General features: G+C 71.6%; 25 protein-coding genes and 1 tRNA gene. 13 read left to right on the top strand and 13 right to left on the bottom strand.

Features of this window, described 5'->3' with window-relative positions:
- Positions 1 to 547: 547 nt before the first annotated feature.
- Both V6U77_RS10660 and V6U77_RS10665 read right to left on the bottom strand, forming a co-directional pair.
- A complete protein-coding gene (locus V6U77_RS10660) occupies positions 548 to 1,117 on the bottom strand; it encodes a cysteine hydrolase (RefSeq protein ID WP_334606120.1) in 570 nt (189 codons plus the stop codon).
- Between the two features lie 4 nt (positions 1,118 to 1,121).
- Positions 1,122 to 2,288 (bottom strand): hypothetical protein, encoded by a 1,167-nt coding sequence (locus tag V6U77_RS10665; RefSeq protein WP_334606098.1) that lies wholly within the window; start codon positions 2,286 to 2,288, stop codon positions 1,122 to 1,124.
- A 736-nt stretch (positions 2,289 to 3,024) separates the two neighbouring features.
- On the opposite strand from V6U77_RS10665, the gene V6U77_RS10670 reads away from it, so the two are divergent.
- The 12 genes from V6U77_RS10670 (at position 3,025) to V6U77_RS10725 (ending at position 13,059) form a co-directional block, all read left to right on the top strand.
- Positions 3,025 to 3,276 (top strand): DUF6284 family protein, encoded by a 252-nt coding sequence (locus V6U77_RS10670; protein WP_334606099.1) that lies wholly within the window; start codon positions 3,025 to 3,027, stop codon positions 3,274 to 3,276.
- A complete protein-coding gene (locus V6U77_RS10675; protein ID WP_334606100.1) occupies positions 3,276 to 3,650 on the top strand; it encodes an RRQRL motif-containing zinc-binding protein in 375 nt (124 codons plus the stop codon). The genes V6U77_RS10670 and V6U77_RS10675 overlap by 1 nt, the downstream gene beginning before the upstream one ends.
- Positions 3,647 to 4,531, top strand: coding sequence for an ABC transporter permease (locus tag V6U77_RS10680; RefSeq protein ID WP_334606101.1), 885 nt, complete (start codon positions 3,647 to 3,649; stop codon positions 4,529 to 4,531). Before V6U77_RS10675 ends, V6U77_RS10680 begins: the two co-directional genes overlap by 4 nt.
- A gap of 89 nt (positions 4,532 to 4,620) precedes the next feature.
- The gene (locus tag V6U77_RS10685; protein WP_334606102.1) at positions 4,621 to 5,088 is read left to right on the top strand and encodes a DUF3307 domain-containing protein; all 468 of its coding nucleotides are present in this window, start codon (positions 4,621 to 4,623) and stop codon (positions 5,086 to 5,088) included.
- Between the two features lie 214 nt (positions 5,089 to 5,302).
- Positions 5,303 to 5,473 carry a hypothetical protein gene (locus V6U77_RS10690; RefSeq protein WP_334606103.1) on the top strand — a complete coding sequence of 57 codons (171 nt, stop codon included), beginning with the start codon at positions 5,303 to 5,305 and terminating at the stop codon, positions 5,471 to 5,473.
- 91 nt (positions 5,474 to 5,564) lie between these two features.
- On the top strand, positions 5,565 to 7,739 hold the full coding sequence (locus V6U77_RS10695) for a cell division protein FtsK (protein WP_334606104.1): 2,175 nt from the start codon (positions 5,565 to 5,567) through the stop codon (positions 7,737 to 7,739).
- A 147-nt stretch (positions 7,740 to 7,886) separates the two neighbouring features.
- On the top strand, positions 7,887 to 8,126 hold the full coding sequence (locus tag V6U77_RS10700) for a hypothetical protein (protein ID WP_334606105.1): 240 nt from the start codon (positions 7,887 to 7,889) through the stop codon (positions 8,124 to 8,126).
- On the top strand, positions 8,123 to 8,425 hold the full coding sequence (locus tag V6U77_RS10705; protein WP_334606106.1) for a hypothetical protein: 303 nt from the start codon (positions 8,123 to 8,125) through the stop codon (positions 8,423 to 8,425). The genes V6U77_RS10700 and V6U77_RS10705 overlap by 4 nt, the downstream gene beginning before the upstream one ends.
- Positions 8,426 to 8,640: 215 nt before the next feature.
- Positions 8,641 to 9,582, top strand: coding sequence for a bifunctional DNA primase/polymerase (locus V6U77_RS10710; protein ID WP_442934407.1), 942 nt, complete (start codon positions 8,641 to 8,643; stop codon positions 9,580 to 9,582).
- Positions 9,579 to 11,138, top strand: a complete 1,560-nt coding sequence (locus V6U77_RS10715) for a hypothetical protein (RefSeq protein ID WP_334606108.1) — start codon at positions 9,579 to 9,581, stop codon at positions 11,136 to 11,138. Before V6U77_RS10710 ends, V6U77_RS10715 begins: the two co-directional genes overlap by 4 nt.
- 533 nt (positions 11,139 to 11,671) lie before the next feature.
- Positions 11,672 to 11,854 carry a helix-turn-helix transcriptional regulator gene (locus V6U77_RS10720; RefSeq protein ID WP_029124437.1) on the top strand — a complete coding sequence of 61 codons (183 nt, stop codon included), beginning with the start codon at positions 11,672 to 11,674 and terminating at the stop codon, positions 11,852 to 11,854.
- Complete coding sequence (locus tag V6U77_RS10725) at positions 11,854 to 13,059, top strand: tyrosine-type recombinase/integrase (protein WP_334606109.1); 1,206 nt, start codon at positions 11,854 to 11,856, stop codon at positions 13,057 to 13,059. Before V6U77_RS10720 ends, V6U77_RS10725 begins: the two co-directional genes overlap by 1 nt.
- 84 nt (positions 13,060 to 13,143) lie before the next feature.
- Here the strand turns inward: V6U77_RS10725 and V6U77_RS10730 are convergent.
- From V6U77_RS10730 to ald, 9 genes are all read right to left on the bottom strand, one after another.
- Positions 13,144 to 13,217 (bottom strand) — tRNA-Pro (locus V6U77_RS10730).
- Positions 13,218 to 13,416: 199 nt separating this feature from the next.
- The gene (der, locus tag V6U77_RS10735; RefSeq protein ID WP_334606110.1) at positions 13,417 to 14,820 is read right to left on the bottom strand and encodes a ribosome biogenesis GTPase Der; all 1,404 of its coding nucleotides are present in this window, start codon (positions 14,818 to 14,820) and stop codon (positions 13,417 to 13,419) included.
- On the bottom strand, positions 14,817 to 15,497 hold the full coding sequence (cmk, locus tag V6U77_RS10740; protein WP_334606111.1) for a (d)CMP kinase: 681 nt from the start codon (positions 15,495 to 15,497) through the stop codon (positions 14,817 to 14,819). Before cmk ends, der begins: the two co-directional genes overlap by 4 nt.
- Before the next feature lie 156 nt (positions 15,498 to 15,653).
- The gene (locus V6U77_RS10745) at positions 15,654 to 16,424 is read right to left on the bottom strand and encodes a pseudouridine synthase (RefSeq protein WP_334606112.1); all 771 of its coding nucleotides are present in this window, start codon (positions 16,422 to 16,424) and stop codon (positions 15,654 to 15,656) included.
- Positions 16,411 to 17,235, bottom strand: coding sequence for an SMC-Scp complex subunit ScpB (scpB, locus tag V6U77_RS10750; protein WP_334606114.1), 825 nt, complete (start codon positions 17,233 to 17,235; stop codon positions 16,411 to 16,413). The genes V6U77_RS10745 and scpB overlap by 14 nt, the downstream gene beginning before the upstream one ends.
- Positions 17,232 to 18,392: a segregation and condensation protein A gene (locus V6U77_RS10755; RefSeq protein ID WP_334606115.1), complete on the bottom strand. Its 1,161-nt coding sequence runs from the start codon at positions 18,390 to 18,392 to the stop codon at positions 17,232 to 17,234. Before V6U77_RS10755 ends, scpB begins: the two co-directional genes overlap by 4 nt.
- A gap of 53 nt (positions 18,393 to 18,445) precedes the next feature.
- Positions 18,446 to 19,369, bottom strand: coding sequence for a ParA family protein (locus V6U77_RS10760; protein ID WP_121397670.1), 924 nt, complete (start codon positions 19,367 to 19,369; stop codon positions 18,446 to 18,448).
- Between the two features lie 323 nt (positions 19,370 to 19,692).
- On the bottom strand, positions 19,693 to 20,685 hold the full coding sequence (locus V6U77_RS10765) for a site-specific tyrosine recombinase XerD (protein WP_334606121.1): 993 nt from the start codon (positions 20,683 to 20,685) through the stop codon (positions 19,693 to 19,695).
- Positions 20,686 to 20,696: 11 nt separating this feature from the next.
- Positions 20,697 to 21,812 (bottom strand): alanine dehydrogenase, encoded by a 1,116-nt coding sequence (ald, locus tag V6U77_RS10770; RefSeq protein ID WP_334606116.1) that lies wholly within the window; start codon positions 21,810 to 21,812, stop codon positions 20,697 to 20,699.
- Positions 21,813 to 21,972: 160 nt separating this feature from the next.
- Here ald and V6U77_RS10775 point away from each other — a divergent pair, with 160 nt between their 5' ends.
- Positions 21,973 to 22,380: a TM2 domain-containing protein gene (locus tag V6U77_RS10775; RefSeq protein WP_442934408.1), complete on the top strand. Its 408-nt coding sequence runs from the start codon at positions 21,973 to 21,975 to the stop codon at positions 22,378 to 22,380.
- Positions 22,381 to 22,447: 67 nt separating this feature from the next.
- Here the strand turns inward: V6U77_RS10775 and V6U77_RS10780 are convergent, their stop codons facing one another.
- Positions 22,448 to 23,092: an NUDIX hydrolase gene (locus tag V6U77_RS10780; RefSeq protein WP_334606117.1), complete on the bottom strand. Its 645-nt coding sequence runs from the start codon at positions 23,090 to 23,092 to the stop codon at positions 22,448 to 22,450.
- Positions 23,089 to 24,837 (bottom strand): CTP synthase, encoded by a 1,749-nt coding sequence (locus V6U77_RS10785; protein WP_334606118.1) that lies wholly within the window; start codon positions 24,835 to 24,837, stop codon positions 23,089 to 23,091. Before V6U77_RS10785 ends, V6U77_RS10780 begins: the two co-directional genes overlap by 4 nt.
- Positions 24,838 to 25,081 lie beyond the last annotated feature (244 nt).

A 25,081-nucleotide genomic window follows, 5' to 3' on the forward strand; every position in this document is an offset into this window, starting at 1 on the left:
CGGGCCGCCGCCCGGCCCGCCACGACGGGCGGACCTTGACGGCTCGTACGGACGCTGGCGGATCGGGCGGCGGTCTGCTCGGCTTGCCCGGGTTGATGGCGGACGGGATGGCTCCCACTGCAACCACCCACGGACCCGGCGCCCGCCAACGGCCCCCGGTCATCCTGGAGCCAGAGCGCCCCCGCCGGAGGCGCAGTAGCCGCGACCCCGCACCCGCCGCCAGCTCGCCGACGCGGCCGGCGTGTGCTTCCCTACGCCGCGCGGGCTCGTGGCCGCGCGGCCCGGCCGGCTGCCGGCTCACCACCCCGCCGGCCAACGGTCCGTCGTTCTGCGGCGGCCTATCGGGCTTCCCGCTCTCCGCGCCAGCCGCCGGGCGTGTTGCGTGTGGCCGGAGTCGGAGCGCCAGCGGAGCGACGGACGCGCGCCCAGGCGGCGGCGCGTGCGGCCCGTTCAGGCCGCCTTGACGCACAGAAAGTTCTTACCGCCGGCAGACGACCGGCTGCGCTTTCACCGAGTGTCACCGAGGCTTGAGGACAGTCTCCGCAGCTCAAGAGGCATCGGGTGACTGCGGTAGCGGGTCGATAAGCGCGGCTGGGATGTCGGCCAGCCGGATCACCTGGCCGGGACCGATGAAGCGTCGTACGACCAATAGCCCTGCCTCGTGAGCCTCAGTGCCCGCGTGGCTAGCCGACGCATCCGCGATCAGCCACGGCGTGAAGTCGTGTTCAAATGCGTCTACGGCACCCTTCAAGACGCAGCTTTCGGTAGCGATACCGCAGAAGTAAAACTCTTCCCATCCTCGATGCTTGAAGAGCGTTAAACCCTCCGGAGTGAATGGGCTATAGATCCTCTTGTCTAGCCTGGCGCCCTGATCTACGTACGGGCGCAACTCGGGAACGAAATCAGTGTCAGGGGACGCCTGGAGCCGCTGCCAGCCAAAGAAGCGCTCGAAGGGGCTGCCCGGATAGTTCAGGTACCGGGTGAACAGTGTGTCGCCGCCGGCTGCCTGCCAGCGGCGCACGAGGTCGACAACGACAGGAACAACGTGTGCTGATTGCTCTCGCACGAAGCCGTTTTGCATGTCGGTCACGACAAGCACAGGGCGACCCGATGTCATTGGCTCAACCTCGATCCGTCTCACGGAGGGTTTCGATGGCTTGGTCTAGGGCTGGCATTAGGTCACACGTCCGCAGAATAGCCCGACGCATCGCCTGATGCTGTCCGGGCTCCCGTAGGCGCGAAATAGTGAGTCGGGAGCGCACTCCCCGAAGGTAGCGCCATCCGTACTCGGACGGCACCTGTGGGTCTCGCCCCTGCTCCACCTGACGGGCGATCGCGTCGCTATACGCCCACATGGATTGGATCGCTAGCTCGCAGGAGATTACCTCAGCCTCCGTCAAGGAACGCTCGGCTGAGATCGGGTGGTAGACGACCCCGGACCATGAGGCGTAACCCACTGAGATGCCCTGCAAGCCGAACGACTCGATGCCCACGTGGTCGTATGCCTCGGATAGCAACGACTGCTCGATCAGTTCGGCGTGCGCCAGGTGCTCGTCATCCATAGGGCGGTCGCGGTGCAGCAACACCTTCGGCGTGGACATGATGCGTAGCGCAGTTCCTAGCAGCTCTGCTGGCCATGCTGGCTCGACGACCCAGTGAGCACCAAGGACATACACCGCAGACTCATCTTCGACTGGCGCAATGGGCGCGAGGTAGTCGATAGCCCAATTGATGTTGTCGCCATACGAGGCGACCCGCCACGCGGCCAGCGCCGCAATCGTGGACAGCTGCACAGGCTCGACAAGGTGGAAGACCACCGACCCGCAGGGCCAGACGTACAGGGTGCAGTCGCCTTCCGGGTGCTCGACGGGTACCGAGTAGCAGGTATGCCACTCCCCCACCGCTGGCGCGCAGCCTGCGACCTCCCGCAGGCGGGCAGCGCCGTCAGCGCCGACGAACGCCGTCACGAACTTGTGGGATCGCGCCGAGAAGTGCGGCCGGTCTTCAGCGCCACTGGTCAGCTCACCGAACAGGTCGTGGGGCTTTGCTCCGTACGCCAGGCAGTAGAGCTGCCGGTAGATCGGGTCGGTGACTGCGACGCGCCCGGTCTCGTGGCGGTACATCGCCTTTTCGATGGCCTCGACCGTGGGCGTCTCTCGGATGCCGCGTTGTTGGCCGACACGGTGTAGCTCTCGCGCGGCTCGCTTGCGCGACTCCCAGCCGGCCGCCTTCCGGCGGTTGACCAGCACAAGGTTCGGCTTGAACTGCCGGGGGACCTCAGTGGACATACGTCGTGTCCTTCGTGTCCGTGCGTAGTACCTGCCCGGATCGCCGCTCGCCGGGCAGGCTCATTGGCAGGCGAGCAAGGTGCCGCCGCGAACGGGAGCCGAGGACGGGAGGCACCGGATGATCCGACCTAGCCGGTGGTGCCTCTACGTGGCCTCTCGGCCTGCCACTTTCGGATGGTCTCGGGCTGCCAGGCCGGGGACCGGCCGAACATCCGATCGGGTGCGGGCGCCTGCCCTCGTGAGACGTAAGAAGCCCAGGTGGCACGACTGATCGGGGCACCTACCGAAGCGAGGTAGGTGCGTACGTGGTCCGTCGTCCACCAGTCGGCGGGCAGGTCAGCGTCAGTCATCAGTACAAGCCTACGCGGTATGAGTGCTTGCCCGAATACAACGTGACGCTGTAGCGTCACGAATACAGCGCCACGTTGTACCGGCCGGATGGCTCAGGGGACGACGGCACACGTTGCCGCACGCCCACGAGACGCCGGATCAGGCCGTTCATTGAGAACTCCACAGCGACAGGAATGAGCACGCGCGAAGCCGCCGAGCGGCACTCCCTGCCTTGAACCACCTGGTGGTCGACCCCGGTATGTCCCGGGCGAGCGGGGCGAGCGAAGCGGATAGCGCGTGCTGCACAACCTCGGTTCTCGGGCTGGTGGCGCGTCTGCTACTCGGTCGCGGCACTGGCTCGGTTCCGAGGGTTCCCCCGCCGTTCTGACCTGTACCGGAGGTTCCTGTGCGAACGCACCTCGCTCCCGTCACCGCCGAGCCGACCGTCGCCGACCTGGCCGCGATCGACGCGGAATGGCCGCTGGTTGCGGCCGAACTGGACTTGCTCGACGCCGAAATCACGATGTTCTACGCCGAGGACCACGGCGGGCCGACCGTGCTGGACTGGCGGCGTCTGCGCCGGGCCGAGGCCCGCGTTACCCGCGCCGTCGCCGAGCTGGCCGCCGGCACCCTCGCCGGCCCGCATCGCGCGGCCTGATGTCGCGCATCCGCGCCGCCTACCACGACCCGGACGGCACCCGCTACGGCATCCCTACCTACTGGTGGCGGGGTGCCCCGCCCGGTTACGCCACCCGCCGTCAACTGACCGCCGCCGGCCTGCGCCCCGGTGGTCAGCCGGTCGCCGCTCAGGTCCTCTGGCGTGGTGTCGGCGGTACCCGCACCGCCTACCTGTACCGGGTCGACCTGGCCCGGCCCAAGCGCACCGCCACTCCCGCCCAGCGCGCCGCCATCGGCAAGGCGCTGACCGCCCGGCGTACCTGCCGCATCTGCCGGCAGGTGCGGCCCTACTACATTCCGCGCTCGCTGGGCGAATGCCTCGCGTGCGCCTTCCCCCAGGAGGACGCAGCATGACCGCCCCCACGATCAACGGCACCCGCTACCCGCAGCCGGTAGACGCGCTCCTGCCGGCCGCTCGGAAGCTCACCACCGAACTCGGCGGCCTGCCGTCGCGCAACCGGTTGATGCGCGAGTTCCACATCGGCGCACCCAAGGCCGACGACCTGCGCGCCCGCCTGACCGCCGAGCACGAGAAGCAGACCCGGGTCGAGCAGATCCGCGCCGCGATGATCGTCCGAGGTGCGCTCCTGCCGCTCGACAACGCCCCGGCCGACGTCACCGAGGCGGCCCCGGTGGCGTGGGACTACGCCGAGCCGATCGGCCCGCACCCGGCCCCCGCCCCGGCCGCACCCGGACACACCCCGCCGGCCAAGCCCGTGCCGGCCACCCCGGCGAAGATCACGCCCCCCGAGCCGGACGGGCAGGTCACGGTGGTCGGTCACCCGGACACGCCCACCCCGAACCCGCCGGCCCGTCCGGCGGTGGTGTGGCCGGTGGTGCTGCTGGCGCTGCCCGCGTTCGTGGCGATCTGGTCCGGGTGGGTCGGGCTCGGCGGACTCACCGGGTTCGGGGTGGTGCACCCGCTGCCGGGCATCTGGGACAGCTTCTCCATCAACTCGGCGATCACCCTGCCGATCGGTGTCGAGACGTACGGCGCGTACGCCCTCTACGTGTGGCTGTCCGGCAGGGTGCCCGCCCCGGCCCGCCGATTCGCCAAGTGGTCCGCCCTCGGCTCCCTCGCCGTCGGCGCGCTCGGCCAGATCGCCTACCACCTCTTGGAAGCCGCCGGGGTCACCTCGGCACCGTGGTGGATCACCACCGCCGTCGCGTGCCTGCCGGTCGCGGTGCTCGGCATGGGCGCCGCCCTCGCACACCTCGTGCGCACCCACGACTAGCTATGCCCGGCGGCACGGCCCCTGGCTCGCAACCTGCGCCGTGCCGCCGGCCCTCACCCCTCAGCCAATCGACCTCAGGAGAGACATCCATGTTCGCAGACCCCACCGGCCGCCACGCCGCCGCGTTCGCTGCCGTGTTCGTCGCCCTCTACGTCGCCCATCAGGTTGCCGATCACTGGGTGCAGACCCAGCACCAGGCCGACTGCAAGGGTGAGCCGGGCTGGCCGGGCCGTATCGCCTGCGCTGCCCACGTCGCTACCTACACCCTCACCGCCGTACTGGCCCTCGTCTTCCTGGTGGCCGGTACCGGCCTGCGGCTCGACCCGTCCGCTGTGGCGGTCGGACTGACCATCTCGGCCGTCTCGCACTACATCGCCGACCGACGCACCCCGCTCCAGCGCATCGCTGCCGCTCTCGGCTCCGCCCGCTTCTACGCCCTCGGCGCACCCCGACCCGGCCGCGACGACAACCCGTCGCTTGGCACCGGCGCCTACGCCCTCGACCAGTCCTGGCACATCGGCTGGCTGTTCATCGCCGCCCTGATGGCCTCGGCCTGACCACCCCCGTGGGGCACCCGCTCATCACCGGGTGCCCGCGCGGAGGTGGCCCGACCGGACCACCCCGACCAGCAAGGAGATCCAGCGTGACGAGCTGCGCGCACCCCGCCTACCACTACACCTACGCCAACGGAAAGAAGTACATGGTCTGCACCCAGTGCGGAGCCATGTGGGAGATCTGACCCAGCCGACACGACGAGAGGAACACCCACTGATGGCAAGCATCTCGATCGGCTCCACCGGCGGGCGCATCACCACCGGCACCTCGCAGTTGTGGTGCCCGGCCTGCGGCAACGAAAGCAACTGGCGCGATATCACCGCCGACAACCAGCGCACGCACGCGACCTGCGGCGACTGCGGCAACCGCATCTCCGTCAAGAGCTGACCCCGCCCGGCGGCACGGCACCTGGCCTCGACAACCGCGCCGTGCCGCCGGCCCCCTGCCCGATCTTCCGACCGTTGGAGGAACACCCATCATGACCTCCCCCCACGACGACGACCGCTTCGACTGGCACGCCGCCGAAGCCGACATCACCGCCGGCCCGGATGCCGAGGTGGTCGACCTGGACGCCGCCCGCGCCGCCCGCACCACCGACCCCGACGACGACGGCGGGCCGGCGCTGGTCGACTCGCCCGCCGCGCAGAAGTCCCCGCGGTTCACCCTCTCCGGTGTGCGCGCCGGGCAGCGCCGTCCGATCCTGCCCGCGTGGCTGCGCTCGCGCGACGAGCTGCGCGACGTGATGCGCTGGGCGGTGGGGCACCTGCTGCACACCAGCGCCTACCACGTCACCCGCCTGCCGAAGTACGGCGGCAAGCTGCTGCTGCGCGCCCCTGCCGGTGCCGCCCGGATGCTCTCGGGTGCGACCCGGTGGCTGTTCGACTGGGAAGGCGAGCAGTTGCGGCAGTCGACCTCCCAGACCCGCGACGGAGACCTGTACCTCAAGCTGTCCCGCCAGCGTGACCGGCGCGTGCGGTGGCGCGGCATCGTCGCCACCTTCACCCTCGCCATCACCCTCGCCGGTGGCGTTGCGGTGGCGTTCGCGCCGCCCTGGTCGCGGTGGGCGGTGCTGGCCATGCTGGTCACGTTGTGTGGGATGTTCGGTCAGCCGGCCGACAAGCCGCTGCTCGACACCGCCGTGGTCATCCCCCGCGTCGCCCGGCTCACCTCCGATGTGGTCGTGCGCGCCCTGGCCGTGCTCGGTATCTCCGGCATCACCCAAGCCATCGCCAAGCAGGGCAACCGGGCTATCGCCTTCACCGCGCCGATCGTCCGCGACGGGCCGGGGTGGCGGGCCGACATCGACCTACCGCCCGGCGTGACCGCCGGGGACGTGATCGAGCGCCGCGACCGGCTCGCCGCCGGCCTCACCCGCCCCCTGGGCTGCGTGTGGCCGGAGGGACAGCCGGAGGTGCACCCCGGCCGACTGCTGCTGTGGGTAGGCGATCAGGACATGGCCGCCACCCCGCCGAAGCCGTGGCCGCTGCTCAAGGCGTCCGGCGGGTTCGACCTGGGGCGGCCGGTGCCGTTCGGCACCGACCCACGCGGCCGGATCATCTCCTTCGAACTGCCGTACACGAACCTGCTCATCGGGTCGATTCCTGGCTACGGCAAGACGGCAGCCACGCAGGTGCCGATGCTCGCCGCCGCCCTCGACCCGTACGCGGAATTGTGGTGCTTCGACTTCAAGGGCACTGGCGGCCTCGACCCCCTCGAAAAGGTGTCGGCGCGGTATGCGTCGGGGCAGGACGACGACACCGCTGAGGAAGGGCTGTTGGCGTTGCGGGAGTTGCGCAAGGAGTGCCAGCGTCGCGCCGCCGTCATCAAGGGCCTGCCCAAGGCGGTGTGCCCGGACAACAAGGTCACCCCGGAGTTGGCCCGGCGCAAGAAGCTGGGCTTGCACTGGCTCGTGGTGGCGCTGGACGAGGTGCAGGAACTGTTCTCGCACCCGGAGTTCGGCAAGGAAGCCGGGGAACTGGCCGAGAAAATCATCAAGCTCGGTCGCGCCCTGGGCGTCATCCTCGTCGTGGCCACCCAACGCCCGGACGCCAAGAGCCTGCCCACGGGTGTCTCCGCGAACGCCGGTACGCGGTTCTGCCTGCGGGTCATGGGTCAGATCGAGAACGACATGATCCTTGGCACCTCGGCGTACAAGAACGGCATCCGGGCGACCATGTTCGCCAAGAAAGACAAGGGCGTCGGCTACCTCGTCGGTGCCGCCGACGACGCGCAGATCGTGCGCACCTTCTACGTCGACGGCCCCACCGCCGAGAAGATCACCGACCGGGCACGCGCCCTGCGCGAGGCTGCCGGGACGCTGACCGGCCACGCCATCGGGCAGAGCATCGCCACCCCGGCGGCCCGCCGGGACACCCTGTTGGACGACATCCTCACCGTCGTTCCGGCGACCGAGGCGAAGGTGTGGGCGGAGACGCTGACCGAGCGGCTCGCCGAGCTGAACGCCGACGCGTACGGGGACCTGACCCGCGATCAGCTCACGGCGGCGCTCAAGCCGTACGGCATCACCACGGGGCAGGTGTGGGGCACCGACCCGGCCACCGGCAAGGGCGCCAACCGGCGCGGCATCGAACGCGCCCACATCGCCGATGCGGTCGCGGAGCGTCACAAGCGGCGCGGCGACAAAGCCGCCTAACCCGGACAGCGTGTGGTTGCTAGGTCTAGCGGCACCCCCCGCTAGACCTAGCACCCCCGCTAGCAACCAATCCCAACCCTGGCCAGCGCCCTAGTTCCTAGCGGCGTCAGCCCTCTACGCCCTCGAAACGGCCTGTGGAGGCATCCTGTGACCACCATCCTGCCGCTCGCTAGCCTCGCCGCCCTCGGTTACGCACTGTGCTACCTGGTCGTCTGCGCTGCCTCGCCGTGGGGACGCTGCCGCCGCTGCCGGGGAGCACGCTCACACCGCACCACCATCGGCACCCGCCGCGACTGCACCCGCTGCGACGGCACCGGCATCCGCGTCCGCGTCGGCCGCCGGCTGCTCGACTACATCCGCGCCGAGCACCGCGACGGCCACCAATGACCCGCCGCGCCGGCCAAGCCGGGCACACCGCGTGGTGTGGGCGGGACCACCGCTGCAACCTCGGCGAGCACCGCTCGGAGGAAATCGTGGTCGACGTCGCCGGCCACGCCCGCGCCGTCCTCGTCAGGGTACGAACCGCCACCGGACGCGAACACGCCGAGATACGCGTTCGCGTAGCCCTCGCCCCCGGCGAGGTAGCCGCCCGCCGCCAACTGGCCGGGCTACTCGGCGACGTGCGCCAGGCCGTGACCCGCGCAGCCGTCGCGGCCCGACCTCGACCGGGGCGGGCCGCGCGGTGACCGCCGGCCGCACGGGGCCGGTGGCCCGGTGCGGTCACTGGATCGGCACCGCCGGCCGCTACTGCCACACCACCGATGGGCTGCGGCCCTACCTGCAAGGCCCCCGCTGTCCCGCGCATACGCCCTCAGCGCTCGCGGGGCGGCCGGAGCCGCCCTCTACGCCCCTGTGTCCGCCATCGACCGAAGGAAGGGACCTCATGCCCGACCCTGGCCTGTTGGCCGCTGCCCTTGCCCACGCCGCGCGCGGATGGCACGTCTTCCCGCTGCGCCCCGACGACAAGCGGCCCGCGTTCCCCGACCACACCGCCGCCACCTGCACCCAGCTCGACCCGCGCTGCCGCGCCGCCGGCCGACACCTCGGCTGGGAACCTCGCGCCACGACCGACCCGGACCGCATCCGGCGAGCGTGGTCGACGCGCCCCTACGGCGTCGGCATCGCCTGCGGCCCGTCCGGGCTGGCGGTGGTCGACCTGGACGTGCAGAAGACCGCCGACGACACCCCGCCCGCCGGGTGGGCCGGTGCGCGTGACGGCCTGGACGTGCTCACCACACTGGCCGGCCGCCACGGCGGCAGCATCGACACCACGTACACCGTGACCACCGGGCGCGGCGGAAGCCACCTGTACTACCGCCACCCGGCCACCGGCCCGGAGATGCGCAACACGACCGGCGACCGGGGCGGGTTGGGATGGAAGGTCGACACCCGCGCGCACGGCGGCTACGTCGTCGCCGCCGGCAGCACCGTCGCCGGCCGCCCCTACGCCGTGGCGCTGGACTGCGACCCGGCGCCGCTGCCCGCATGGCTGGCAGACCTGCTCACCCCCGCCCCGCGACCGGCCTACCGGCCCGCCCCGGTGGCGCTGCCGGCCGACCGGCGCGGCCCGTACGTCGCGGCGGCTATCCGCCGCCAGGTCGCCCACCTCACCGCCGCCCCGGACGGGCAACGCAACCACGCCCTGTTCACCTCCGCCGTCGCGCTCGGCCAGCTCGCCGCAGGCGGGGCGCTCACCGACGACGACGTGACCGCAGTCCTGGAGCCGGCCGCGCTGTCGATCGGCCTGCGGCCCGCCGAGGTCGCCCGCACGATCGCATCCGGTCTACGCACCGGAGCACGCAACCCACGTCACCTCACCAACCTCGGGAAGGCGGCAGCATGACCACCCGCCTACAGATCGGCTCCGGGCCGGAAACCATCCGCGTGCTCAAGGCCGCCCTCGTCGACGGGTTGCTACCCGACACGTACGTGTCGGCCGGCTCGCTGGTGCACATGGAAGCCGTCTCCGGTGGGCTGGCGACCGCTGCCGACGAAGACTCGCCGCTGCCGGTGTCGGCGAGCATGGTCAACCCCGCCGGCCTGGCCGGGCTGCTGGCCGAGCACGCCTACGTGTACCGGCTCAAGACCCGCAAGAGCGACACCGGCGACCCGGAGATGTTCGAAGACGAGGTGACCCCGCCCCGCGACATCCTCTCGTCGGTGCTGGCCGGCAAGACGTGGCCAGGCGTACCGCCGCTGCGCGGGATCATCGGCGCTCCCGTGCTGCGCCGTGACGGCACGCTGTTGCAGCGGCCCGGCTACGACCCGGCCACCGGCCTCTACCTCGCCTCCAAGGTGGCGCTGCCGCCCGTGCCCGACGAACCCACCCCCGAGCAGGTAGACGAGGCACGTACGTTCCTGCTCGGCCGGTTCCTGCGCGACTTCCCGTGGGCCAGTGCCGCTGATCGGGCTAACTACGTGGCGCTGCTGGCTACGCCGATCCTGCGGCATTTCACCCGCAGCCTGACGCCGTTCGCGCTCATCGACGCGACCATGCCGTCAAGCGGGAAGACGATCCTGACCGCCGGGCCGGGAATGCTCTACGGGCAACGCGTCATGACCTGGGCCTACTCCGATGAAGAACTCCGCAAGAGCATCACCGCGGTTCTCGCCGAGCAGGTCGGCGTGGTCATCTGGGACAACCTCGCCGAGGGAACCGTCATCGACTCCGCCGTGCTCGCCCAGCTCGTCACCAGCGGCGTGTGGTCCGACCGGCAGTTGGGCGCGTCGCGCAACGTCGCCACCGTCAACGACCGGCTATGGATGGCCACCGGCAACAACCTGCAAGTCGGCGGAGACATGGCCTCGCGCACCGTGCGCGTGCACCTCGACCCGAACATGCCCCGCCCCGAGCTGCGCGACCAACGCGGGTTCGGCATTCCCCACCTCGACCAATGGATCACCGACCCGGCCAACCAACTCACCGTCCTGTGGCACCTCCTGGTCCTCGTCCTCGACTGGACCCGGCGGGGAGCACCCCGGGTCACCGGGTTGTCGATGCGGCAGTTCACCCCGTGGGCACAGGCTCTCGGCGGGTTCCTCGCCCACCACGGCATCGACGGGTTCCTCACCAACGCCGCCGACATCCGTGAGATCGATGAAGACGAAACGCGCTGGCGCGCGTTCCTCACCTGCTGGCACGACCGCCACGGCGGCCGTGCGATGACCGCCGCCGAACTCCGCCAGGACGCCGAACCGATGCACCTCGGCAGCGACGTCAACGACCCGTGGGACGGGCAGTTCATCACCACCCACAACGGCCGCCTACCCAACCCCCTGCAACTCGGCCGGCTACTCACCGGACAGGCCGGACGCTGGCGCGGCGATCACGTCATCCGCGCCGGCAAAAACGACCGGGGCGACCGGTCCGTGTTCTGGGTCGAACGCCACCAGGGGTAAAACCCGCTGAACCATCTCCGCATCTCCGCAACGCCGCAGCAACGGCGCTTCACCAGGGGAAACACTCTGCGGAGATCAAAATCTAGAGGATCATCGATCTCCGCATCTCCGCAACCTCGCTGCGGAGATGAACCCTCTTTGCGGAGATGACCCCTCAGCAGCACTCCGCATCTCCGCAAGCATTCGCCCAGCTCACAGCCATGTTTGCGGAGATGCGGAGATGCGGAGATGGTTCAGCCCTCCCGCGCAGCAACGCACCAACCACCCGCCGCCGACCCACGAGCCGGCCCACTGAGAGCCAGACAGACACTCTGACGCATCCCTTTACCCTCACCCGCCGCAGATCTTGCCTTCAGGGCGCTCTCAGCGGGCCGCTCAGCGCGCCTCTACGGCGCGACCTTCCTAACCCCACCTCGATGGCACCTCTCGCCCGAAAGGCGCTCACCGTGCGACTCGTGACGCAGAATTTCCCGCCAGAAACGCCCACCGTTCCGGAGGTAGAGAACGTCATCCGGCTCTCGCCGAAGCCGTTCATGTCCACCGAGGAGCTTGCCGGGCTGCTCGACGTCGACCCGTCGACCATCCGGCGGTGGCGTACCGTCCCGCCCTTGCAGGGCCCGCCGTTCATTCAGATCTCCGACCGCGTGGTGAAGTACGCGACGGCCGACGTAGAGCGGTGGCTCTCCGCTCGCCGGGTCTACCCCAAGGCGGCATGATGGCCCCTCCGCAGCAGGCACCTATCGGCGTGCACCTCGCCTCCGATGTGGAGTTCCGCCCAGGCCGAGATCGTCCCTACCGGGCGCGCGTCCGATGGGTCGACCCAACCACGAAGCGCCGGCTGTCCAAGTCGACGACGGTCGCCACCCCCGAAGAGGCCCAAGCATGGATCGACGGGATGGCCAGTGCGGCGCAAGGCGGCGTCGACCCAGTCGCCGCGACAAAGCGACTGGCCGAATACGGCGAGGGCGTGATGACGCTGGCGCTACGTGGCCTGGAGCGGAAGACGCTAGATCCATACCTCGCCGGCTGGCGGAAACGGGTGGTGCCCGCCCTCGGTCACATTCCCGTACGAATGATCACGAACGGTGCCGTTGACCGGGCCGTGCATGGCTGGATCGCCGACGAGTGCAGCCGTTCCACGGTCAAGAACAGTCTTGCCGTGCTGGTCAGGGTCATGGAGCAGGCCGTTCGGGACGGCATCATCCCGCGCAATCCCGCACAGGTGACCGGATGGCAGCGCGAATACCGGCGAGCAGAAGACGAGTTGGACGACCCGCGCACGCTCGCCCTGCCCAACTGGGAATCACTGACCACGCTTGCCGCCGCGCTGGTGGAACGGTCCGCGAACGCCTTTCCAGGCTGGGGAGACGTGGTCATTTTCGCCGCCTGCACAGCGGCCAGAATCGGCGAGGTTTCCGGCGTCCGGGCCGAGGACATCGACCGGAAGTCGTGGATGTGGACGGTACGCCGACAGACCACGCCCAGCCCCGGCGGCCTGGTCGACAAGGGCACCAAGGGAAAGCGTGCACGCGTGGTTCCGCTGATCGAGGAAGTGCGACCGATCGTCGCCCGCCGCCTGGACTCGGTCGCCGAGCCGCACTCCCGACTGTTCACCGGGCCGCGTGGTGGACGGATCAGCACTGCCGTCCTGCGGGACGCGACGCACTGGGACGAGGTGGTGACGAAGCTGGGCTACGAACACTTACGCCGGCACGACCTGCGGCACACCGGGCTGACCTGGATGGCCGATGCGGGGGTTCCGGTGCACGTGCTGCGGAAGATCGCCGGGCATGGGTCGCTCAGTACGACACAGCGGTACCTGCACCCTGACCGGCAGTCGATCACGGATGCGGGAACGGCGCTCAGCGCCCACTTGAAGGCTCGCCGGTCCCCAGATGGTCCCCAGCTACGCGCCGTCTAGATCAGCGAATTCCTACTACCCCAGTACGAGTTAGAGGCCGTTGGCCAGGGCGTATGCCCCGGTCGACGGCCTCTTTTCGTGCTGTCGGGACGGCCGGATTCGAACCGACGACCCCTTGACCCCCAGTCAAGTGCGCTACCAAGCTGCGCCACGTCCCGATGCTCCCGCGCGGATCTCCCCGCGACAGCCGGTACAGCTTAGCGCAGGATCTTCGCGCCGTCCGCACTGCCCCCTCCTGCGCCGGAGGGGTCGTCCCGCCCACCTCCCCTAAGGCGTCCTAGGAGGATAGGGAAGTTGGTGGGCAAGGGAAAAGCCGGGTGGGAAAGGAGTTCCCCACCCGGCCTCAGGTGCGGCGGGTCAGCCGTGCGCCTTGCCCCGGCCGCCGGGGCCGAGCTTCTTGCGGGGGCGTACGGAGATCTCGATGGGGCTGCCCTCGAAGCCGAACTCCTCGCGCAGCTTGCGCTCGACGAACCGCTGGTAACCCGCGTCCAGCGGAGCGGTGGTGAACAGCACGAAGCGCGGCGGCGCCACCCCCGCCTGGGTCGCGAAGAGGATCTTCGGCGCCCGCCCGCCGCGCACCGGGTGCGGGGTCGCCTGCACCAGCGCGGTCAGCCACGAGTTGAGGTGTGCGGTCGGTACGCGCGTCTCCCAGCTCGCCAGGGCCTTGCGCAGCGCCGGCGCCAGCTTGTCGACCGCCCGACCGGTCTGCGCCGACAGGTTGAGCCGGATCGCCCACGGGATGCGGCGCAGCTCGCGGTCGATCTCCTTGTCCAGGTAGTACCGGCGGTCGGCGTCGACCAGGTCCCACTTGTTGAAGGCGATCACCAGCGCCCGGCCCGACTCGGTGACCATGGACAGGATCCGCTGGTCCTGCTCGCTGATCGGCTCGCTGGAGTCCAGCAGCACCACGGCGACCTCGGCGGCCTCGATCGCCGCGGCGGTGCGCAGACTGGCGTAGTACTCGGTGCCGCTGGCCTTGCCGACCCGCTTGCGCAGGCCCGCCGTGTCGACGAGCTGCCAGGTCTCCCCGCCGATCTCCACCAGGCTGTCGACCGGGTCCACCGTGGTGCCGGCGACCGAGTCGACGACCGCCCGCTCCTCGCCCGAGAAGCGGTTCAGCAGGCTGGACTTGCCGACGTTCGGCCGACCGACGAGGGCCACCCGGCGGGGGCCGCGCGGCCGGTTCTCGACGATCTTCGGGGCCTCCGGCAGCGCGTCCAGGATGGCGTCGAGCAGGTCGCCCGAGCCGCGCCCGTGCAGCGCCGACACCGCGTACGGCTCACCGAGACCCAGCGACCACAGCGAGGTCGCCTCCATCTCGATCGAGGTGTTGTCGGCCTTGTTGGCGACCAGGATCACCGGCTTGGCGCTGCGGCGCAGCATCCGCACCGCCGCCTCGTCCACGTCCGTCGAGCCGACCATCGCGTCGACCACGAACAGCACCACGTCGGCGGTCGCGACCGCCGTCTCGGCCTGCGCCGCGATCGCGGCGGCCCGGTCCCTGGCGTCGGGCTCCCACCCGCCGGTGTCCACCACGGTGAACTGCCGGCCGGCCCACTGCGCGTCGTAGGGCACCCGGTCCCGGGTCACCCCCGGCACGTCCTCGACGACCGCCTGCCGGCGGCCGATGATGCGGTTGACCAGGGTCGACTTGCCCACGTTGGGACGACCGACCACGGCCACGACCGGCTGCGGGCCGGTCGGCTCCTCGGTCGCGACGTCCGGTTCCCGCAGCTCCACCCAACCGTCGGCGCCGGTCATGCCACTCCCCGATCGGTCAGCAGGTCGCGCAGCCGCGCGACGACCTCGTCGATGCCCAGCTCGGTCGTGTCGAGCACCACGGCGTCGGCGGCCCGGGTCAGCGGGTCGGCCTTGCGGGTCGAGTCGAGGCGGTCCCGCCGGGCCAGGTCGGCCGCGGTCGCCGCCACGTCGGTGGCGTCCTCGGCGCTGCGCCGGGCGGCCCGGGCCGCCTCGGAGGCGGTCAGGTAGACCTTCAGGTCGGCGTCCGGCGCCACCACGGAGCCGATGTCGCGGCCCTCGACCACGATCCGGCCGGCATTGTCGATCATCTCGCGCTGGCGGGTGACCAGCAGCGCGCGCACCGCCGGCACGGCGGCCACGGCGGAGACCGCCCCGGTCACCTCCGGCCCGCGGATCTCGGCGTCGACGTTGACGCCGTCGGCGGTCACGCCGTACCCCTGCGGGTCGGTGCCGATGCGCAGGTCCACCTCGCCGGCGACCTTGGCCACCGACTCGACGTCGGTCAGGTCGACCCCCGAGCGCAGTACCGCCCAGGTGATGGCGCGGTACATGGCGCCCGTGTCGAGATAGCGCGCACCGAGGCCGACGGCGAGCCGTCGGGAGACGGTGGACTTACCCGAACCGGACGGCCCGTCCACAGCGACCACGCATCGCCCGGCCCGTTCGTTTTCCTCCACCGTCGTCCTCCTCAGCCCGTACCTCACGAAACACCGGATGTGCCGCGAGCGGTTGTCCAAACGTTCTCAATGATGCCCGGCGTCGCGCCGCGCCGTGGGCGCCGCCGGCGCCGGGCGTGACGGAGCCTACCGGCAGCCGTACCCCGAACCCGGGGGTCAGTCACTCACGGCCTTGAACAGGGCGGCGACCTCCGCGTTGGTCAGCCGCCGCGTCCGCCCCGCGCGCAGGTCGCCCAGCCGGATCGGCCCGATCGCGGTACGCACCAACCGGCTCACCGGGTGGCCCGCCTCGCCGAGCAGCCGGCGGACGATGTGCTTGCGCCCCTCGTGCAGGCTGAGCTCCACCTGGGCGCTTCGTCCCAGCGTGTCCACCACCCGGAACGAGTCGACCTTCACCGGCCCGTCCTCGAGCTCCACGCCGGCCATCAGCCGCTTGCCGAGGTTGCGTGGGATCGGCCCGGACACCTCGCACAGGTACGTCTTCTGCACCCCGTACGAGGGGTGCATCAGCTTGTGCGCCAGGGTCCCGTCGTTGGTGAGCAGCAGCAGGCCCTCGCTGTCGGCGTCGAGCCGCCCCACGTGGTAGACCCGCTGCTCCACCCGGTTGCCGAGGAAGTCGGCGAGGGCGGTGCGGCCCTTCTCGTCGGCCATGGTGGAGACGACCCCACGGGGCTTGTTCATGGCCAGGTAGACCAGTCGGGTGTCGGCGACGAGGCGCTCGCCGTCGACGTGGATCACGGCGGTGGCGGGGTCGACCTTGTCGCCGAGCTGGGCCACCCGCCCGTCGACGGTGACGCGGCGGCGGAAGATCAGGTCCTCGCAGGCGCGCCGGGAGCCCACGCCGGCGGCGGCCAGCACCTTCTGCAGGCGCTCGGCCCCCTCGAAGGCGGGCGCGTCGGGGCGGGGCGTGCGGTCATCGCGTGGCATCGGCAAGCTCTTCTACGTCGTCGGGAAGGAACGGGGCCAGCGGCGGGAGGTCGTCGACGCTGTTCAGCCCGAGCTTCTCCAGGAACATCGTGGTGGTCCGGTAGAGGAACGCCCCGCTGTCCGGTTCGGCGCCGCACTCCTCGACCAACCCGCGGGAGACCAGGGTACGGATCACCCCGTCGCAGTTGACACCCCGGATGGCGGAGATCCGCGACCGGGTGACGGGCTGCTTGTAGGCGACCACCGCCAGTGTCTCCAGCGCGGCCTGGGTCAGCCGCACCGACTGCCCGTCCAGTACGAACCGTTCCACGTAGGTGGCGTATTCCGGCCGGGTGTAGAGACGCCAGCCACCCGCGGCCCGGCGCAGCTCGAAGCCGTGCCCGGCGGCGGTGTAGCCCGCGGCGATGTCGTCCAGCACCGGCCCGATCCGCTCGGCGGGCTGCTCGAGCACCTGGGCGAGGGTCAGCTCGCTGACCGGCTCGTCCACCACCAGCAGGATGGCCTCCAGCGCACCCCGCAGCTCCACGTCGTCGAGTTCCGGCGCCGGCTCGGGTGCCGGTGCCGCCCGCCGTCGCCCCGTGGCACCCTTCGCCGGTACGCCCCGACCGCCCTTACCCTCCCCGCCGCCCGTCTCCCCCGCCGCACCCGCAACGTCTCCGGAGATCTTGGTAGGTTCAGGCCCCTCCGGGGGCGTGGAGGTGCCAAGATCTGCGGTTTCGGGAGCTGCGACGGGGGCCGTGGGGCGCTGCCAGGGCGGTACCCACGCGGCGGCCTGGTCGGCCAGGGAGTCCCGGCGCTCCTCGCTGCTCATCCCGCTCGCTCCTCCGTCGTCGCCGGCCCGTTCCCGTCCGCCGCCGCACCCGGCGCCGTCCCGCTGTGTTCCGCCGTTCCGCTGTCTTCCGCCGAGCCCGTGTGCGCCGCAGCCGGGCCGGTGTCGTCCGCCGCCACACCTGCCACCGCGGCTGGGCCGGTCTCGTCCGCCGTGCCCTCCGGCACCGGCCGCCGCCCGGCCGACGCCGCCGGCAGCGGGCCGGAGCCCGCCGGTTCGGGCGCCGTCGGGGCCGGCTCGGGCGGGGTGCCCGCGTACTCGTCGACGTGCAGGTCGTGGTCGCCCTCGGCGGGACCGGTCCAGCGTACGGTCAGCTCCTCCAGCGCCTGCTCCTGCACGAAGGCGACCAGCCCTTCCCGGTAGAGCTCCAGCAGGGCCAGGAACCGGGCCACCACCTCCAGGGTGGCCTCGCAGTCGGCGCACAGCAGCGAGAAGGTGGCCGTGCCCGCGCGGCGCAGCCGCTCGGTGAGGATGCCCGCGTGCTCCCGGACGCTGACCCGGACCATGTGCACGTGGGCGGTGGACACCTCGGGCACGGGCCTCGGCGTCATCGCCCGGACCGCCAGCTTCAGCAGCCGCTGCGGGCCGATGCCGAGCACCAGGTCGGGCAGCGCCTCGGCGTAGCGGGCCTCCAGGGTGACCGCGCGGGGGTAGCGCCGGCCGCCGACCTCCTCCAGCGCGGCGATGTGCGCCGCCGCCTCCTTGTACGCCTTGTACTGCAGCAGCCGGGCGAAGAGCAGGTCGCGGGCCTCCAGCAGCGCGAGGTCCTCCTCGTTCTCGACCTCGGCGGCGGGCAGCAGCCGGGCCGCCTTCAGGTCGAGCAGCGTCGCGGCGATGAGCAGGAACTCGCTGGTCTCGTCGAGGTCCCACTGGTCGCCCATGGCCCGGATGTAGGCGATGAACTCGTCGGTGACCTTGTGCAGCGCCACCTCGGTGACGTCGAGCTTGTGCTTGCTGATGAGCTGCAGCAGCAGGTCGAACGGGCCGGTGAAGTTCGCCAGCCGGACGGTGAACCCGCCGCTCTCAGCCGCCGCCTCGGGCACGCCGGCCGGGTCGGTCGACACCTCTGCGACGGCCTCGGCGGCCCGTACGGGCGGCTGCTCCGGCGTCGTCGGAGGGTCGAGGGGTGGCGCGGTCACCGGAAGACCGTAGTCCACGCCCCGGGCCGTCCGGCGCGAAGGTGCATCCCGGCCTACCGCTCGGCCTGGGCGGCGATCACCTCGCGGGCCAGCTGGCGGTAGTTGCGGGCACCCGACGAGGCGGGGTCGAGCGTGGTGATCGGGGCACCGGCGACGGTGGACTCGGGGAACTTGACGGTCTTGGTGATCACCGTCTGGTAGACCTTGTCGCCGAACGCCTCCACCACCCGCTGGAGCACCTGGCGGCAGTGGGTGGTGCGGCTGTCGTACATGGTGGCGAGGATGCCCTCGAGCTCCAGGTCGAAGTTGAGCCGCTCGCGGACCTTGTCGATGGTGTCCAGCAGCAACGCCACCCCGCGCAGGCTGAAGAACTCGCACTCCAGCGGGATGAGCACGCCGTGCGCGACGGTCAACGCGTTGATCGCCAGCAGGCCCAGCGAGGGTTGGCAGTCGATGAGGATGTAGTCGTATTCCTTGCGGACCGACCGGAGCACCCGGGCCAGGGCCATCTCCCGGGCGACCTCGTTGACGAGCTGGATCTCGGCCGCGGAGAGGTCGATGTTGGCCGGCAGCAGGTGCAGCCCCGCCACGTCCGTCTTGATCAGGACGTCCTCGGCGGTGACGTCGTCCTGCATGAGCAGGTTGTAGACCGACAGGTCGAGGTTGTGCGGGTTGACGCCCAGCCCGACCGAGAGGGCGCCCTGCGGGTCGAAGTCGACCAGCAGCACCTTGCGGCCGTACTCGGCCAGCGCGGCGCCCAGGTTGATGGTCGTCGTGGTCTTGCCCACGCCGCCCTTCTGGTTGGCCATCGCGATGATCCGGGCCGGGCCGTGCCGATCGGTCGGCATCGGCTCGGGAATGGGCTTGCGCATCGTGTATGCCGCCGGATCCGCCGGACCGAGATCCGCCCCGAGCGTGGCCTGCTGCTCGCGGAGCTCCGACGTCCAGGTCTCGGCACGGTCACCGTTGCCAGCCATGTGCTCGTTGCCCCCTCCCGACGACCACCCGGCGTCGGAGCCGTCCGACGTCCTTCGCGGCGCCGCTGCGCACCCCGGTCCGCATCACCGTCGCCCCAGGAGGTCCGCGCCGATGCCGACTGTACGCCACCGTCCGGCGGCCCGGTCGCACCCGCTCGGCGTGTCGCCTCCCCGCCGACCAGGCCAGCCACCGGCGGCACCCCGCCCCGGCCCCCTCGCGCCGCGCGGACCGGCCCGCGGCAACCACGGGTGCAACGGGCGCCGGCCGTTCGACCGGCCGGCGGTGGACCCGGGTCCGGACCGGACCGGACGGGACTGGCGGGTCACCCCCGCGCCCGGGGGTGGGCGGTGGCGTAGACCTCGCGTAGCCGCTCGACGGTGACCAGGGTGTAGACCTGGGTCGTGGTCACCGAGGCGTGGCCGAGCAGTTCCTGCACCACCCGCACGTCCGCGCCGCCGTCGAGCAGGTGGGTGGCGTAGGAGTGGCGCAGGGTGTGCGGGGAGACCGCCTCCGGGCCGTCCACCGGCAGCCCGGCCCGCTGGGCGGCGCGGCGCAGGATGGTCCAGGCGCCCTGCCGGGTCAGCGCGCCGCCGCGGGCGTTGAGGAAGACCGCCGGGGTGCCCCGGCCGGCGGCGGCGAGCCCGGGCCGGGCCCGGACCAGCCAGGCCCGCACCGCCTCGACGGCGTACCCGCCGATCGGGACGAGCCGGGTGCGGCCGCCCTTGCCGCGCAGCAGCACGGTGCCCTCGTCGACGTCCAGGTCGTCCACGGCGGCGCCGACCGCCTCGGAGATCCGCGCCCCGGTGCCGTACAGGAACTCCAGCAGCGCCCGGTCGCGCAGCGCGAGCGGCGCGCCCTCGCCGGCGGCGGTCACCGCGCCGGCGGTCTCCAGCAGCCGCACCACGGCGTCGACCGGCAGCGCGCGGGGCAGCCGGCGCGGCGGCGTGGGCGGCCGGACGTCCCGGCTCGGGTCGGCGCCGGCCAGTCCCTCGCGCAACGCGAACCGGTGCAGGCCGCGTACGGCGCTGGCGGCCCGCGCGGCGGAGGAGACCGCGAGCGGCGGGTGCTCCTCGTCGCCGGCGCGCAGCCGGGCCAGGTGCGCCTCGACCTGTCCCGGGCCGACGGCGGCCAGGTCCGGCACGCCGGCCGCCGCCAGGGTGGCCAGGTAGCGCTCCAGGTCCCGGCGGTACGACGAGAGCGTGTTCGCCGACAGTCCCCGCTCGACGGTGAGGTGGTCGAGGTAGCCACGCACGGCACGGCGCAGGGCCGGCGCGGGCTGCCCGCCCGTGCCGGCCCCGTCGGGTATGCCGGTCAGCCCGCCACCCCTCAGGCCAGCGCGTCGGCCAGCGCCAGGGGCGCCATGCCGTGCGCCTCGGCGACCGGGCCGTAGGTGACCTGCCCGTCGTGGGTGTTCAGGCCCAGCGCCAGCGCCGGGTCGCGCCGCAGCGCCTCGCGCCAGCCGTGGTTGGCCAGCTCCAGCGCGTACGGCAGGGTGACGTTGGTCAGCGCGTAGGTGCTGGTGTGCGGCACCGCGCCCGGCATGTTCGCCACGCAGTAGAAGATCGTGTCGTGCACCTGGTAGGTCGGCTCGGCGTGCGTGGTGGGACGCGAGTCCTCGAAGCAGCCGCCCTGGTCGATGGAGATGTCCACCAGCACGCTGCCCGGCTTCATCCGGGAGACCAGCTCGTTGGAGATCAGGGTCGGGGCCTTCGCGCCGGGCACCAGGACCGCGCCGATGACCAGGTCGGCGTCCAGCACGGCCCGCTCGATCTCGTACGCGTTGGAGGCGACCGTCTGCAGGTGCCCGCGGTAGATGGCGTCGGCCTGGCGCAGGCGGGCCACGTTCTTGTCGAGCAGCAGCACCTCGGCCTGCAGGCCCAGCGCGATCGCGGCGGCGTTCATGCCGGACACACCGGCGCCGATGACCACCGTCTTCGCGGCGTACACGCCGGAGACGCCGCCCATCAGGACGCCGCGCCCGCCGCCCTGCCGCTGCAGGTGGTAGGCGCCCACCTGCGGGGCGAGCCGGCCGGCCACCTCGGACATCGGGGCGAGCAGCGGCAGCGACCGGTCGGGCAGCTCGACGGTCTCGTACGCGATGCCGGTGACCTTGCGGTCGACCAGCGCGTCGGTGCACGCCTTCGAGGCGGCCAGGTGCAGGTAGGTGAAGAGCACCTGCCCCTCGCGCATCCGGTGGTACTCCTCGGCGATCGGCTCCTTGACCTTGAGCACCAGCTCGGCGGTCTCCCACACCTCGTCGGCGGTGGCCAGGATCTTGGCGCCGGCGGCGGCGAACTCGTCGTCGCCGATGCTGGACCCGACCCCGGCGCCGGACTCGACGAAGACCTGGTGGCCGCCGCGGACGAACTCGTTGACGCCCGCCGGCGTGATCGCCACGCGGTACTCGTGGTTCTTGACCTCGCGGGGGATTCCGACCTTCACGATGCAGACACCTCTCTTCGGGGCTGCGCTCCCCCGACTGCGCGGTGCCACGGCGGCCCCTTTGCCGCCGCGGTCCACCGGTCCCGCCGGCGGCAGTCTAGGCGCGTCGCCGCCACCGATGAGGCAGCACAGTGACATCCGGTGCCCGCACACGCTGACGATGTGTCAGGCATGGAACGGGGCCGGCGGTGCGACGTCACCTCAGCCGTCAGGACAGTGTTCATCCATTATCGTCCCACTCTTCGGATACCGCTGCGGACAGGAGACCAGTGGATCACTAGGGTGTCGCCTCATGACCACACCTCCTTACCAGCCCGGCTACCCCAACCAGCCCGGGTACCCGTCGGGTGTCTCCGACAAGAGCAAGGTCGTCGCGGGCGTCCTGCAGATCGTGCTGGGCACCTTCGGCATCGGCCGCTTCTACATGGGCGACACCAAGACGGGCGTCATCCAGCTCATCGTGTCCCTGGTGACCTGCGGCATCGGCGGCATCTGGGGCTTCGTCGACGGCATCCTGATCCTGATCAACGGTGGCGTCGACGGGCAGGGTCGGCCGCTGCGCGACTGACCGCTGCGCAACGACGAAAGGGGCCGTGCGGTCGTACCGCACGGCCCCTTCGCGTTCTCCGGCCGGCTCAGCCCGGCAGCGGCGCGTCGGCCCGGCGCAGCTTCGACCAGCCGGTGTCGCGGGCCCGGGCCGCGGCGATCAGCCCGGCCACGCAGGAGGCGTTGGTGATCTCGCCCGCGAGGACCATGCCGACCGCCTCGTCCAGGTCGACGCGCAGGACCTGCAGGTCGGCCTCCTCGTCGCGTCGCTCGTGGCGCTGCTCCGCCGGCACGTCGGTCAGCTCCCGGGCCAGGAACACCCGGACCAGCTCGTCGGTGAAGCCCGGCGAGCTGTGCAGGTCCACCAGGACGTCGACCCGCCCGGCGGTCAGGTCGACCTCCTCGGCCAGTTCCCGCAGCGCGGCGGCGGCCAGGTCCTCGCCGGAGACGTCGGTCAGCCCGGCGGGCAGCTCCCACAGGTACCGCCCGACCGCGTGCCGGTACTGGCGGATCAGCACCACCTGACCGGCCGCGTCGAGCGCCACCACGGCGACCGCGCCGACGTGCCGGACGACGTCGCGCACGCCCGTCCCGCCGCCCGGCATGGCCACCTCCTCGCTGACCACGCCGAAGATCCGGCCCCGGTAGCGCTCGGTGCGGGAGCGCACCTCGTAGCGGTGCTCGAGGGCGCTCGCGCCGCCGTGCCCGGTGCGCGTCTCGCTGTGCTCGCTCACGAGGCCGACGTCGCCTTCGCGGCGGCACCGTTGCGGGCGGCGTTCTCCGCCGCGGTGCTCTCGGTCGCGTCCAGGTCGACCGGGAGCTGGTCGGCCTCCGAGTAGGTCACCGCCGCCTTCACGAAGGAGGCGAAGAGCGGGTGCGGCCGCGTCGGGCGGCTCTTCAGCTCCGGGTGCGCCTGGGTGGCGACGAAGAACGGGTGCAGGCTCCGGTCCAGCTCGATGAACTCGACCAGCCGCCCGTCGGGAGAGGTGCCGGAGATGTGCAGGCCCGCCTTGGTCAGCGCGTCGCGGTAGGCGTTGTTCACCTCGTAACGGTGCCGGTGCCGCTCGCTGACCTCGGCGCTGCCGTACGCCTCGGCGACCAGCGAGCCCTCGGCGAGCGTCGCCGGGTACGCCCCGAGCCGCATGGTGCCGCCCAGGTCGCCCCTGCCGGCGACGATGTCCTCCTGGTCCGCCATCGTGGCGATGACCGGGTGCGCCGCCTCCTCGTCGAACTCCAGCGAGTTGGCGCCCTCCAGGCCGGCCAGGTGCCGGGCCACGTCGATGGTCATGCACTGCAGGCCGAGGCAGAGGCCGAGCAGCGGGATGCCGTTCTCCCGGGCGTAGCGGGCGGTGCCGATCTTGCCCTCGATGCCGCGCACCCCGAAGCCGCCCGGGATGACGACGCCGTCCACGCCGGCCAGGGCCCCCGCCGCGCCGGCCGGCGTGACGCACTCGTCGCTGGGCACCCAGCGCAGCTGCACCCGGGCGCGGTGACCGAAGCCGGCGGCGCGGATCGCCTCGCTGACCGACAGGTACGCGTCGGGCAGGTCGACGTACTTGCCGACCACGGCAACGGTGACGGTGTGCCGGGGCTGGTGCACCCGGTCCAGCAGGTCGTCCCAGCTGGCCCAGTCGACGTCGCGGAAGGAGAGGCCGAGGCGGCGCACCACGTACGCGTCGAGACCCTCGCGGTGCAGCACCTTCGGGATGTCGTAGATGCTCGGCGCGTCCGGGGCGGCGGTGACGGCCTCGCGGTCGACGTCGCAGTAGAGCGACAGCTTCTGCTTCACCTTGTCGGGGATCTCCCGGTCGCAGCGCAGCACCAGCGCGTCGGGCTGGATGCCGATGCTGCGCAGCTGGGCCACCGAGTGCTGGGTCGGCTTCGTCTTCAGCTCGCCCGAGGGCGCCAGGTAGGGCACCAGCGAGACGTGCAGGTAGAAGCAGTTGTCCCGACCCAGGTCGTGGCGGACCTGGCGGATCGACTCCAGGAACGGCAGCGACTCGATGTCGCCGACGGTGCCGCCGACCTCGGTGATCACCACGTCCGGCACCTGGCCGTCGTCGTCCGGGTCGGCCATCGCCAGGATCCGCGCCTTGATCTCGTTGGTGATGTGCGGGATGACCTGGACGGTGTCGCCCAGGTACTCGCCGCGGCGCTCCTTGGCGATCACCTCGGAGTAGATCTGGCCCGTGGTGACGTTCGCCTTGCCGGAGAGCGCCCGGTCCAGGAACCGCTCGTAGTGCCCGACGTCGAGGTCGGTCTCGGCGCCGTCCTCGGTGACGAAGACCTCGCCGTGCTGGAACGGGTTCATCGTCCCCGGGTCGACGTTGAGGTAGGGGTCGAGCTTCTGCATGACCACGCGCAGGCCGCGCGCGGTGAGCAGGTTGCCGAGGCTGGAGGCGGTGAGGCCCTTACCCAGTGAGGAGGCGACTCCCCCGGTGACGAAAATGTGCCTGGTCGTCCGTGCTGAAGGGGCCAAGGCCTGCTCCCGTGTCGTCCGTCGCGGTCGTGCAGACCGCCGTGCCGATCAGCAAAGTGATCACGCGATCCACGGGATTCCACGGTAACACCTCCCCCGGCCCGCCCGCCGGGCGCACCCGCAGCGGGCGGCGGGACGCCCCGGCACCGGATCAGGAGGCGGTGACCTCGCTCGATGCGCGGCCGGCCGGCGCGCGCCGCGCGGCGTCCGTGCCGGCCGGCGGGCCCTGCCCCCCGGCCGCCGG

It is taken from the genome of Micromonospora sp. CPCC 205546, assembly GCF_036902715.1.
Taxonomy (GTDB): Bacteria; Actinomycetota; Actinomycetes; order Mycobacteriales; family Micromonosporaceae; genus Micromonospora.